11 protein-coding genes are annotated in these 13344 nt (G+C 47.3%); all 11 read left to right on the forward strand.

Annotated elements, in window-relative coordinates; genetic code table 11:
- Nucleotides 1-96 precede the first annotated feature (96 nt).
- Nucleotides 97-447: a hypothetical protein gene (locus ACN6MW_RS25800; RefSeq protein WP_419872707.1), complete on the forward strand. Its 351-nt coding sequence runs from the start codon at nucleotides 97-99 to the stop codon at nucleotides 445-447.
- 173 nt (nucleotides 448-620) lie between these two features.
- On the forward strand, nucleotides 621-2423 hold the full coding sequence (locus tag ACN6MW_RS25805) for a cache domain-containing sensor histidine kinase (protein ID WP_419872708.1): 1803 nt from the start codon (nucleotides 621-623) through the stop codon (nucleotides 2421-2423).
- Nucleotides 2416-3972, forward strand: a complete 1557-nt coding sequence (locus ACN6MW_RS25810; RefSeq protein WP_419872709.1) for a response regulator transcription factor — start codon at nucleotides 2416-2418, stop codon at nucleotides 3970-3972. The genes ACN6MW_RS25805 and ACN6MW_RS25810 overlap by 8 nt, the downstream gene beginning before the upstream one ends.
- 293 nt (nucleotides 3973-4265) lie before the next feature.
- Nucleotides 4266-5225, forward strand: coding sequence for an ABC transporter permease (locus tag ACN6MW_RS25815; RefSeq protein ID WP_419872710.1), 960 nt, complete (start codon nucleotides 4266-4268; stop codon nucleotides 5223-5225).
- Nucleotides 5226-5237: 12 nt separating this feature from the next.
- Nucleotides 5238-6131, forward strand: a complete 894-nt coding sequence (locus ACN6MW_RS25820; protein WP_419872711.1) for a carbohydrate ABC transporter permease — start codon at nucleotides 5238-5240, stop codon at nucleotides 6129-6131.
- A gap of 75 nt (nucleotides 6132-6206) precedes the next feature.
- Complete coding sequence (locus ACN6MW_RS25825) at nucleotides 6207-7916, forward strand: ABC transporter substrate-binding protein (RefSeq protein WP_419872712.1); 1710 nt, start codon at nucleotides 6207-6209, stop codon at nucleotides 7914-7916.
- A gap of 92 nt (nucleotides 7917-8008) precedes the next feature.
- A complete protein-coding gene (locus ACN6MW_RS25830; RefSeq protein WP_419872713.1) occupies nucleotides 8009-10033 on the forward strand; it encodes a beta-galactosidase in 2025 nt (674 codons plus the stop codon).
- Nucleotides 10034-10420: 387 nt separating this feature from the next.
- Nucleotides 10421-10873: a stage V sporulation protein AC gene (spoVAC, locus tag ACN6MW_RS25835; protein WP_364144464.1), complete on the forward strand. Its 453-nt coding sequence runs from the start codon at nucleotides 10421-10423 to the stop codon at nucleotides 10871-10873.
- Nucleotide 10874: 1 nt separating this feature from the next.
- Entirely contained in the window at nucleotides 10875-11888 is a 1014-nt protein-coding gene (gene spoVAD / locus ACN6MW_RS25840; RefSeq protein WP_419872714.1) for a stage V sporulation protein AD, read from the forward strand.
- A 6-nt stretch (nucleotides 11889-11894) separates the two neighbouring features.
- Nucleotides 11895-12245 (forward strand): stage V sporulation protein AE, encoded by a 351-nt coding sequence (spoVAE, locus tag ACN6MW_RS25845; RefSeq protein ID WP_419872715.1) that lies wholly within the window; start codon nucleotides 11895-11897, stop codon nucleotides 12243-12245.
- Between the two features lie 140 nt (nucleotides 12246-12385).
- Entirely contained in the window at nucleotides 12386-13342 is a 957-nt protein-coding gene (locus ACN6MW_RS25850) for an AAA family ATPase (protein WP_419872716.1), read from the forward strand.
- Nucleotides 13343-13344 lie beyond the last annotated feature (2 nt).

Here is a 13344-nt window from a genome sequence, read left to right on the forward strand (position 1 = left end):
TTTGCTATTTACGTATGTTAGGCCGCGGTTGCTTTTTTTGGAAGCCTTCTTTATCCTTAAAAAGAGCAATTACCACCGGCAGAGGAGCTTAACGTCGTGAAGAATGGAATCGAAATCAACTTATACAAGGACTGGATTGATACGGTAAAAGAAATATTTCGGGGTTCGGGCCATCCTTTTCCGGAGGGAGTCAGCGACAGGGAGGCAGACCTCGCTTATTTCATGCAAACCGCGCAATCGGCGGGGGAGGCGGAATCGCAGCTAGAGCAGAATAAAGAGCGTCTCGATTCGCTTCAGCAGATCATTTTGGAAAATTTCCAAGCGGTGATCCTCCCGGATATTCGCACCAAAACAAGCTATTCAGGCGATGATTTTGTATTTAAATGGGTTTACAACAAAGGCGAGCATATCGTCGAACAGCTTTCGTCTTACCGTATTCCGCTCTAATCAGAGCGGTTTTTTTAATAAAGTGAAATTGCGGACAGTAATGTCTAATTTTTATATGATAAAATAACGAATAAGCCATGTATGAATGCAACTATACCCGCTTTATAATATAGGATGCTTCAAACTGAGATTAAAAAAGTAAACGCTTCCTTGGTGAAGGAGGAGCAGCCTATATGATGATGAGCATCAGAGCGCTTGCACTTAAAATGAACAATATTCGTATCAAAAAAAAGCTGATTTTTTCGTTTATCCTCGTCGTATTCGTGCCTGTGCTGATCGTTGGTGTTTTTCTGACCGTTGCTTTTCGCCAGAACGTGCTGGATCAAGCGACCCAGCAAATTACGAATAACGTGGAACGGGTAAAAAAACAAACCATGGATATCATTCGCATGCCGATTGGGATTTCAGATAAGCTGCTTGTCGACAGCCGCTTAACGAACGTCGTCAATACGCATTACAATTCCACCTTTGAAGTCGTGAAAGCTTTTTGGGAGTATCGGGATTTCCGCGATTATATTGCGCAGTATAGTGAAATCTACAATATTCGCTTCTATACGACCAACATGTCGATATTAGACAATTGGGAATTCCTGAAGCTGACGGAGACGACAAAGGAACTGCCTTGGTATCAATCAGCCATGGAACATGACGGCATTCATTGGGCCTATATTGCTGATGAGACGAAGGGCGGACGCAATTATTTGAGCCTCATCCGCAAGATTACGTTTCCTACCTATCGGACAAGCGGCGTGCTGGTTATCGGAGTCAATCAAGATGAATTAAATGCGATGATCAGCCAAGAGCCCTTTGATACGATGATTATCGATGATAACGGTTATATGATTGCGGCTAAAAACCCGAAGTGGGTAGGCAAGAAGATCGATGAGCTTGACTTTGCCAGCCAATTGACGGATAAAGCGGAGGGAACCTACGAATTTAAATACGAAGGCAAGCCTTCCAAAATCGTCATCGAGGATTTGCTTCCCGAATCCAGCCATAACGGACTGAAAATCGTCTCTGTTTTTACGATTGACAGCATCGTAAGCGGGGCTAACCGCATCAGCTTGCTCGGCTTCGGCATCATTATGCTGAGTCTGGTTATCGCTTTCATTTTGATCTATATTTTTTCAACCATTTTGGCGAAACGGATGCTTGTGTTGAACAAGGATCTGAACAAAGTAGCGATGGGCGATCTCAACGTGATTTCCCATGTGACGGGCAATGACGAAATCGGCATTTTATCCAAGCAATTTAATAACATGGTGGTCAGCATCCGGGGCTTGATGGACGAGGTCGCCGATTCGCACATGCAGCAAGCCCAGCTTCAGCTCAGGCAAAAAGAGATTAAGCTTAAGATGATGGCCAGCCAAATCAACCCGCATTTCCTATTTAATGCGCTCGAATCGATTCGCATGAAGGCACATATAAAGGGCGAGACCGAAATCTCTTCGATCGTTCGCATGCTGGGCAAAATGATCCGCCGAAACTTAGAAATCGGCACGAGAAAAATCGCCCTGAAGGAAGAGCTGGAAACCGTGCGCTGCTATTTGGAAATCCAAAAATTCAGATACGGGAATGAACGCCTTACCTTCCGCCTGGAGATCGATCCAACCGGGCAGGAAACTGAGATTCCGCCGCTTATCATACAGCCGCTTATCGAGAACGCGGTCGTGCACGGTTTGGAAAATATTGCGGAGGGCGGCTTTGTCTTGTTGACGACGAAAGTAATCGATCAGATGCTCCGCGTAGAGGTCTCGGATAACGGCGTGGGGATCAGCGAAGATAAAATCAAGCTAATCAATGCCTCGCTTCACGACATGGAAGAAGAGGAAGAATATCGTATAGGATTGCGGAATGTCCATCAACGGCTCGTTATGATTTATGGAGACGGTATCGGCTTGAAGATTGAAAGCGAGCTGGGAGCCGGAACAAAAATCGCGTTTGAAATTCCGATAGGGGGTCATCCTTATGCATAAAATATTGATTGTCGACGATGAACCAATGATCCGGGAAGGGCTGCAAACCTTGGTCGATTGGAACAAATACGGATTTAAGGTCGTGGGAATCGCTTCGAACGGAAGAGAAGCGGTAGAAAAGCACGCATCGCTTGCACCCGACTTGATATTAATAGATATTCGCATGCCGGGTATGGACGGGCTTCAAGCGATAGAGGAAATAAGAAAAACAGACGGCATCTGCCATTTCTTGATCTTAAGCGGTTATGCGGAATTCAATTACGCCAAGCAGGCGATTGCGCACAATGTGGACGGTTATATTTTGAAGCCGATTGACGAGGACGAACTGGAGAGCAATATCGAGCGAATAGCGGGCCAGCTCAAAAATAAATCCGAGCAGCTGCAAAATTCGGAGCAGACGACCGTACTGCTGCGGGAGGAAATGCTTCAGCAGCTTGCAGCCGGGAAATTCGATCCAGAGGCTGCCGGGAGCCAAGACCTAAAAGCCTTATTGGGGGAACCGGCAAAATATTATCAGCTGCTGCTGATCGAGCTGTACAGCCGGGAGCATTCCCTGACCATGAATGCCACGCTTAAGAAGAAGCTTTCGGAAATCGTGACGCAAAAGCAAATCGGTTGGGCCTTCTCAGCAGAGCCGTACGTAGGCATATTGCTGAAGGACTATTTATTGCAAGACGGCTCGCAAGAGCAAATGAAGCTTTGGATAGAAGAATGCTGCGGTCCAAAGGTTAGATTTGCTGCGGTTGCCAGTGATCCGGTACGCGAACCGAAAGAGCTGCTGCATTCTGTCCATTCGGTGAGAGGCCTGCTTAAACAGCGTTTCATGCTGCAGGGACAGCATATTCATTTCACTGCCGAATCTGCTGATGCGAAACAACCGGCACCCGAGCAGGAAGAGGAGCTGCCGATCGATACGCTGGCGCAGAAGCTTTATTACATGATTGATATCGGGAGCAAGGACGGCGTAGATAAAGCCATTCAAGAGGCATCTGATCAAATTTGCGCACGGGATATGTCGGAGCAATTCGTAAAGTCAAGCTGGGCGCAGCTGTTGACGATTGTGCTGAATAAAGCAACGATATCTAACCCGCAAGTTTCGATGCAGGAGGATCTATCCCTGATTACCGCGCTGTATCTTGCCCATCACTATCAAGAAATGATCGTTCAGCTGCAGCAGCGCTTGTTGGATCTGACCGCAAAGATCGGGAAATCCGACAGTTTGTCAGTCATGAAGCAGATGACGGATTTTATTGAACGCCACTACAGCGAGAATATTAAGCTGGAGACGCTGGCTGAGCTATTTAATTACAACAGCGGTTATCTGGGCAAAATGTTCAAAAACTATACCGGCGAGCATTTCAACACGTATTTGGATCAAGTGCGCATTCAGCATGCGATCGAGCTGCTGCAGGAAGGTCTTAAGGTTCATCAAGTCTCAGAACGCGTCGGCTACGCGAATGTCGATTACTTCCATAGCAAATTCAAGAAGTATAAAGGCGTTTCTCCTTCTTCCTTTAAGAGTATATCAGGCAAATCGATTTCTGATTAGCTTATGGCTGCGATTCGATAGATAGCTAAAGTCCACTAACGCCTATACCGCCATGCTCATGGAGCAGCCGGCGCTAAAGGCGTTATTTTTGCGTTTCACCTTTATAACCGTTGGTTATGAAAGCGCTTGAAAGTACGTATTTTGATATGATTTTAGAGCTAATTTATCGGGTTTAAGAGAGCGGCCCTCATCGTTTATGATAAGTACAGATAAGAGAGGGTAAGCTACACATACAAAGAGGAAGCTTACGAACGACGTTTTTGCAGGAAGCAAAAACAATAGGAGGAGCAGCGATGAAACCGCTAACAGAAGGTAGCCCGAAAATTGGGACGACAACCAAAAAGAACCGATTCTGGTTCAAAGCATTCCAGCAGCGTTATTTGTACTTGATGTCATTGCCATTCGTCATCTGGATATTCATATTCAGCTATGTGCCGGTATGGGGCTGGATTACCGCTTTTCAAAATTATAAACCAAAAAACTCTATATTGGATCAGAAGTGGGTAGGGCTCGATAATTTCATAGAGTTGTTCCAGGACGAAAGATTCTATATCGTTTTGCGGAATACGCTTGCCATGAGTACGATGGGATTAATTGTAGGTTTCACCGTACCGGTTATCTTCGCATTATTGCTGAATGAGATGAGGGGACAGTTCTTCAAGCGTTCCGTTCAAACCATTTCTTATTTACCTCACTTCGTATCATGGGTAGTTGTGGCGGGGCTCGTATCCAAAATGCTGTCGACTGACGGCGGTGCCATCAACCAATTACTGATGTACCTGAACATTATTGATGCGCCGGTACAGTTTATGGCCAAAGGCGAGTGGTTCTGGAGCATTGTAACACTTTCCGATTTGTGGAAAGAAATGGGCTGGAACTCGATCATATTCCTAGCGGCTATGGCAGGAATCGATCCAGAGCTTTATGAAGCTTCAACGGTTGACGGCGCAGGCCGGTTCCGTAAAATGTGGCATATCACGCTGCCGGGTATCCGGACAACCTTTATGGTGCTATTCATCCTATCGATCGGCCATTTGGTAAGCATTGGCTTCGAAAAACAGTTTTTGCTAGGCAATCCTCTCGTATCCGATTACTCAGAGGTGCTCGACCTGTATGCGCTCAAGTACGGTATTCAAATGAGCCGATATTCGTATGGTACGGCCATCGGTATCTTTAACTCCGTAGTCAGCATCCTATTAGTGTTTATCGCTAACGGAATATACAAACGAGTCACCAAAGAATCAATCATATAGGAGGAAACGCATATGCAAGGAACTATCAAAAGAAATACGGGCGACAAAATATTCGATATCTTCATCTTTGTATTCATGACGATCGTTGCAATCGTAACGTTATATCCGTTCCTCAACGTACTCGCTATATCATTTAATGATTCTGTGGATACGGTAAGAGGCGGTCTAACCATATACCCTCGTGAATTTACGTTGAAAAACTATGAAACGATATTCGGTTTCGACGGGTTGCTTGTCGGCTTTAAAAACTCCGTATTGCGTACCGTAATCGGTACAGCAATCGGCGTACTATCCGCATCGATGATGGCTTACACGCTTAGCCGTCCCGATTTCCAAGCTAGAAGATGGATGTCAGTCGTATTCGCCTTGACGATGTATTTCACGGGCGGCCTGATTCCAGGCTTCCTGCTTATGAAAAATCTTGGCTTGATTGGCACTTTCTCAGTTTATATCATTCCTGCACTCCTCAGCGTTTGGAACGTGTTCGTTGTCCGTTCCTACATTGACGGACTACCGTATGCGCTGCAAGAGTCGGCCAAAATCGACGGCGCGAATGATTGGACCATATTTTGGAAGGTTATCCTTCCGCTTTGCCAGCCTGTCCTCGCAACCATTGCCTTGTTTATTGCAGTCGGACACTGGAACTCCTGGTTTGACACTTACTTGTTCAACAATCGGAGTCCAGAGAACACGACGCTGCAGTACGAACTGATGAAGGTGCTGCTGTCCACGCAAACAGGCAGCAATTACCGCGACCCGAATGCGCAGCAGGCGATCGCATCGGTTTCACCTGAATCCATTAAGATGGCGATTACGATTGTCGTTACCGTTCCAATCCTGATGGTATATCCTTTCCTGCAGAAGTATTTCGTGAAGGGTATGACGCTTGGAGCTGTAAAAAGCTAAATTTGGTAGTAGCAGGTATCCTGTTATATACATGTTTATCACGTACGTACAAGAAAAAAGGGAGGCTTTCCAGCAATGAAAAGAAAGATGCAGATGGCACTAAGCTTAATGTTGGCACTTGTATTCGTATTCGTCACCGCATGTGGTAACTCGAATAACGAAGGCGGCACGAACAACGGTACGACGAATGAAGCGACCAATTCGGCAAACGAAGGCGCAGCGGCTGAACCGATTACCATTCGTGTAGCATCAGGAGACAACAACGCGAACTGGGATGACATGCAATCCGATGTTGGTAAATTTATTCAAGAAAAAACAGGTATCACGATTAAACAGGAATTTCCTGTTGGCGGTACCGATTCCGATATGTTCGCACTTATGGTGGCAAGCGACGATTATCCGGACCTTGTTATGCCAAAAGGCAGCGCAGGCAAATTGGTTGATGCCGGCGCAATGATTGACCTTCGTCCATTGATCGAGGAGCACGCGCCAAACCTGAAAAAGGTTTACGGCGAATACTTCAACCGCCTTCGCTGGAGCGAGGATGACGATGCGATTTACATGCTTCCGCAAGACGGTGTGGGACAAACGTATTTTGAGGCAGGCGGCGGCTTCCAATTGCAGCACCAAGTGCTTGAAGCAGCAGGTTACCCTGAAATCAAAACCGTTCAAGATTATGAAGCAGCAATCAAAGCTTACATTGAGAAAAACCCAAAAACGGCAGACGGCCAACCGACAATCGGTATGTCGCTTAACGGCGGCGAGTGGCAAATTCTGATTTCCGTAACAAACCCTGCATTCTATGCTACAGGCGCTCCTGATGACGGTGAATTCTACGTTGACCAAGAAACGCATGAAGCGATCATGCACTACCAACGTCCAGAGGAAAGAGAATATTTCCGTTGGCTGAACCACATGAACGATATCGGCCTTCTTGACAAAGAAAGCTTCGTTCAAAAATACGATCAATACAAAGCGAAAGTCGCTTCGGGCCGCGTTCTTGGTCTAATCGATCAGAACTGGGACTACGGCGATGCAGAAAACGCTCTGAAAGCAGCAGGCAACTTCAAAGCGACTTATGCCCGTTTCCCTGTAACGTTGAATGAAACGTTCCAAGATCACTCGTTCCAAGGCACGGGCTACCTCTCCGGCTACGGAATCGGTATTACGAAGAACGCGAAAGATCCTGTACGTTTGATCAAATTCCTTGATTACCTTGCTTCCGATGAAGGTCAGGTACTCGTTAACTGGGGTATCGAAGGCAAACATTATAACGTAGAAGACGGCAAACGTGTCATTCCTGCGGAAGTTCAAGCTCAAAAGTCTAATGACAATAACACATTCAAGAAAACTACGGGTATCGGCAACTATTTGCTATCCGCCCGTTACGGTGACGGCGTGAAGGATCCATCCGGTAACTACTATACAACGACATTCCCTGAGCAAATCCAAACGGCTTACTCCGAAGAAGACAAGAAGACGCTTGCGAAATACAATGCGACGACGTACAAAGATCTGTGGCCTGCTGATGACGCATTCCCAGAGCGTAAATACGGCGCAGCTTGGACGCTTCCTTTCGAAACAGGCTCCCAAGCAAACGTTATTTTCCAAAAAACGCAAGATATTATGAAAAAACGCATTCCAGAAGCTATTCTTGCTAAACCAGCGGACTTCGACAAAATTTACGATGCCTTCCTGAAAGATCTTGAAGATGCAGGCGTAGAAAAATTGAATGCCGAGTTTACAAAAATGGTGAAAGACCGCGTAGCGCTTTGGTCCAAATAGGTTTAAAATAGGCGAGAAAGGAGAGAGCTCATTTGATGAGCTCTCTTCACTCGTTCTCAATATGCGTAGATTGAAAGGAGAAATACAATAACATGATAAATAATAAACTTCCGAAAATTTGGTATGGCGGCGATTATAATCCGGAACAATGGGACGATGAAACGATGTCGGAGGATCTTCGCATGTTTAAGCTTGCGGACATTGATGTTGCGACTGTTAACGTATTCTCATGGGCCCGGATTCAGCCGAGCGAAGAATCTTATGATTTTACGGAGCTGGATAAAATAATTGACCGGCTGCATGAGGACAATATTTCGGTCTGCCTTGCTACGAGCACGGGGGCCCATCCTGCCTGGATGGCTAAGCGTTACCCTGATGTTACCCGCGTTGACTATGACGGCCGCAAGCGTAAATTCGGCGGGCGCCACAATTCATGTCCTAGCAGCCCTACATACCGAAAATACACGAAGCTGATCGCCGGTAAATTAGCTGAGCGGTACAAAGACCACCCATCGCTTGTTGCATGGCATATTTCGAATGAATACGGCGGTTATTGCTACTGCGACAATTGCGCCGACGCTTTCCGCATATGGCTTCAAAAGCGCTATAACACGATTGAACAATTGAATAAAGCATGGTATACGAGTTTTTGGGGACATACGTTCTATGATTGGGATGAGATTGTACCTCCTAATGCGCTAAGCGAGGAGTGGGGAGGCAACCGCACCAACTTCCAAAGCATTTCGCTTGACTACCGCAGATTCCAATCGGATGCTTTGCTTGACTGTTATTTAATCGAATACGATGAAATTCGCAAGCATTCGGCTAATATTCAAATTACGACCAACTTAATGGGTACTTATCCGGAGCTGGATTATTTTAAATGGGCAAAGCATTTGGATGTAGTTTCTTGGGATAACTATCCTTCCATAGACACTCCTGTTAGTTTTACGGCTATGACGCATGCGCTAATGCGCGGCCTTAAGAGCGGCCAGCCGTTTATGCTGATGGAGCAAACGCCAAGCCAACAGAACTGGCAGGCCTACAATGCCTTGAAGCGTCCCGGCGTAATGCGACTTTGGAGCTATCAAGCGGTCGCTCATGGAGCGGATACGGTCATGTTCTTCCAGCTTCGCCGTTCCATCGGCGCCTGCGAGAAATACCATGGCGCAGTCATTGAGCATGTCGGGCATGAGCACACGCGTGTTTTCCGCGAATGCGCAGAGCTAGGGCATGAGCTTACCAAGCTTTCAGACAAGCTTCTCGATTCACGGATCGATGCGAAGGCTGCGATCGTTTTTGACTGGGAAAACCGCTGGGCCGTCGAGCTTTCGAGCGGACCTAGCATAGCGCTTAAATACGTAGATGAAGTCCATAAATATTACGACGCGCTGTTTGAGCTAAATATTCAAACCGATATGATCAGCGTCGAAGAACAGCTCGACCAATATGACTTGGTGATCGCTCCGGTTATGTATATGGTTAAGCCTGGCTTTGCCGAGAAGGTTGAAGCATTCGTTGAGCGGGGTGGTACGTTTATTACCACTTTCTTCAGCGGCATCGTCAATGAAAATGATCTGGTAACGACGGGCGGCTACCCGGGCAAGCTTCGCAAAGTCCTTGGCATTTGGGCGGAAGAAATCGACGCGCTACTCCCGGGCCAACAAAATCAAATGGTTATGAAGAAGGTAGACGGCGCTCTAAGCGGCACTTATACATGCAGCTTGTTATGCGATTTGATTCATTCCGAAGGCGCGGAGGTTGTTGCGGAGTACGGCTCTGATTTTTACAAAGGCATGCCGGCAGTTACCGTCAATAAATTTGGCAAAGGGGAAGCTTGGTATATCGCTTCCAGCCCTGACCAGCATTTCCTTCAAGCGCTGCTTGGCAATCTTTGCAAAGATAAAGGCATTGAACCGTTACTGGCAGCGCCTTCCGGCGTGGAAGTTACGCGCAGAAGCAAGGACGGCAAATCGTATACCTTTATTTTGAACCATAACGCAGAGGCCGCAGAGATCGAGCTGGGCGCTCAGCCGCGTCCCGAATTGTTGACGGGCGAGCCTGTTAACGGCAAGCACAACCTTGCTGCGAAAGGCGTTATGATCATTGAAGATTAGGTTTTGCCTAGAAAATTCGATCGAAACAAGCTCTCCTGCTGGGTATTTGGCATATGCTGTAGTTATAAGCCCGATGTGAGGGGAGCAGCGCTTGTGTCGAAAAAACGGCAGCGTTATTTATTGAGTATACTTGTGCTCGTATTGTATGTATTGCTCGTTCTTTTATTGCTAGCGATTTTAATTTGAGAAAAGGATTGTCCTAGACGAATGTTCGTCTGAGACAATCCTTTTTTTGCTGGAATATTGCTTCCTGCTATTACAAATAATGAACGAGAAGAAAGTAATGCGGATACGGAACCTCGAGCTTATGCCTAACGAGATACCGTGCCGGAAAAGGAGGATGGCGCAGTGGCTGCAAAAAGCAAAAGCCGAAATAACTACAAAAAAATGGCGATGTCGCCGAAGGAATATCAGTCTTTCGCGAAATCCATGGAGCCGCCAAGATCTATTTTGGGAAATTGTTTGAAGGCATTTGTTTTTGGCGGAGCAGTATGCGTGCTTGGACAAGCCATTCAAGAGCTTTACGTTCATTTGATGGGAATGAGTCAGGAAGCAGCAAGCAACCCGACGGTGGCGACGCTTATTTTAATATCCGTTATACTGACGAGTCTCGGCGTGTATGACAAAATCGCGCAATGGGCCGGTGCCGGTTCCGCTGTTCCCGTTACAGGTTTTGCGAACTCGATGTGTTCGGCTGCATTGGAGCATCGAAGCGAGGGCCTTGTGCTCGGCGTCGGCGGAAATATGTTTAAGCTGGCGGGATCCGTCATCGTATTTGGTACAGTAGCTGCTTTTTTCGTCGGAATTGCCCATCTCATACTAGGTACTGGGGGTCAGTAATATGCTGCGTGGGAAGCAAACGTGGTGGTTTGAGAAGCGCCCGGTTATTATTGGCGAAGCAACTGTGGTCGGCCCTGACGAGGGAGAGGGGCCGCTTGCGGCTGATTTTGATCTTGTTCATCCCGAACTTGATATGCAGCAGAAAAGCTGGGAAAAGGCGGAGAGGCTCCTGCTTGAGCAAGCATCCGAATTTGCCATACAAAATGCAGGCATACAGCGTGATCAGCTTCAATTTTTTATTGGCGGAGATTTGATGAACCAAATCATAAGCAACAGCTTCGCGGCTCGCTCGCTTGGTGTACCCTACATCGGCGTTTTTGGCGCCTGTTCAACATCGATGGAAACTCTTGCGCTCGCTTCATTACTCGTGAATTCCGGAGCAGGTACGCATGTGCTTGCCGGAACATGCAGCCACAATTGTACGGCGGAGAAGCAATTTCGTTATCCAACCGAATACGGCTCTCAGAAGCCGCCCACGGCACAGTTCACCGTAACGGGGTCAGGCGCTGCTATCGTCGCTGCTGAAGGAAACGGCCCAGTCGTTGAATGTGCAACAATCGGCAAAGTCATCGATTTAGGAATTACGGATCCATTTAATATGGGAGCAGCGATGGCGCCGGCCGCTGTCGATACGATACAAGCTCATTTTAATGATACCGGCCGTACGCCCAGCGATTATGACTTAATTGTAACGGGAGATTTGGCTGGAGTAGGTCATCCGATTGCGAAGGAACTGCTCTTGAAAAACGGAGTGCCCATGAATGATACGGTCTTCAGCGATTGCGGCCTGATGGTATATGACGTGCAGAAGCAAAAGGTGCAGGCTGGGGGAAGCGGCTGCGGCTGTTCTGCTGTAGTGACCTATGGGCATTTGCTTAAACGAATCAAAAAGGGTGAATTAAAGCGAATTTTAGTTGTTGCTACTGGCGCCTTGCTGTCACCGCTCTCGTTCCAGCAAGGGGAGAGTATCCCTTGTATCGCGCATGCTGTCGCCATTAGCGCAAAAGGAGGGTAAATCAGTATGATTTTTTTATGGGCCTTTCTAGTCGGCGGGGCTATTTGCGTGATCGGTCAGCTCATGTTTGATGTGCTGAAGCTGACGCCGGCGCATACGATGGCGACGCTTGTGGTTATCGGGGCCATTGTTGACGGCTTTGATTTATATGAGCCATTGGTCAAGTTCGCAGGAGCGGGAGCCACCGTTCCGATCACAAGCTTCGGCAATGCGCTCGTCCACGGGGCATTGACCGAGCTGCATAGCCAGGGGTGGATTGGCGTCATTTCCGGTATTTTTAAAGTTACCAGCGCCGGCATCTCTGCAGCTATAATTTTCTCCTTTCTGGCAGCGCTTGTGGTCAGACCAAAAGGATAATAAATATAGGACATAAGTTGGAGGATCCTGTGGGATCTTCCAATTTTTTTTGTAGCGAAAAAGTTTGTGCATGGGAAAGGAAGTACTGTAAAATAGTAGTATTGAGTAGGTACTTTAGCGTTATTTCGGGAGGTAATGAAATGGATATTCGTCCTGCAGACATGCAATTATGTGCTACGATTCTACGAAACTTAGAAACTTGTATCCTTGGCAAACAGGAAGAAATCCAGAGATTGCTCATCGCCGTTATTGCAGGTGGACATGTTTTGCTGGAAGATGTGCCCGGCACAGGCAAAACGCAGCTCGTTAAAGCGTTGGCCAAATCAATCGGAGGTCAATTCCGCCGTATTCAATGCAATCCTGATTTGCTTCCGACTGACATCACAGGCGTTTCCATTTATCATCCAAAGCAGGAAACCTTTATATTTCGGCCGGGTCCGGTCATGTCTAATATATTGCTAGCCGATGAAATAAACCGAGCGACAACCAAGACCCAATCAGCGCTGCTTGAAGCGATGGAAGAGGGGCATGTAACGGTGGATGGAGATACATACGAGCTTCCCCGGCCATTCGTTCTGCTTGCCACTCAAAATCCTATCGAGTTTGAAGGCACCTACACGCTTCCCGAGGCGCAGCTTGACCGCTTTATGATGAAGCTCTCGCTTGGTTATCCGAGCGAATCCGATGAGCAGCGAATGGTGCTATCTAATGAAGGAATACATCCATCCGACCGAATTGAACCGATGATCAATATATCAGATATGATTCATATTCAGGATCAGGTGCTGCAGGTGCATATCGATGAAGCGTTAGGAAAATATTTGGTAAGCTTAATTAGAGGAACCAGGGAGCACGCGAATGTCATGCTTGGCGCAAGCCCTCGCGCGGCGCTGGCTCTCGCAAGAGCGGCTAAAGCGAGTGCGTATATCCAGCAGCGTACATTCGTAACGCCAGACGACGTAAAGGAGCTGGCGCCCCATGTTCTTTCCCATAGGCTGCTGCTTCGCACGGAGGCTAGAATGAACGGGCTTAAAGCGGAGGACATCATCGAACAGGTGATCCAGTCCACGAAAGTGCCGGTTCGGCTAGAGCGATAATC

The sequence above is a fragment of the Pristimantibacillus sp. PTI5 genome (assembly GCF_048572955.1).
Lineage (GTDB): Bacteria > Bacillota > Bacilli > Paenibacillales > Paenibacillaceae > Pristimantibacillus.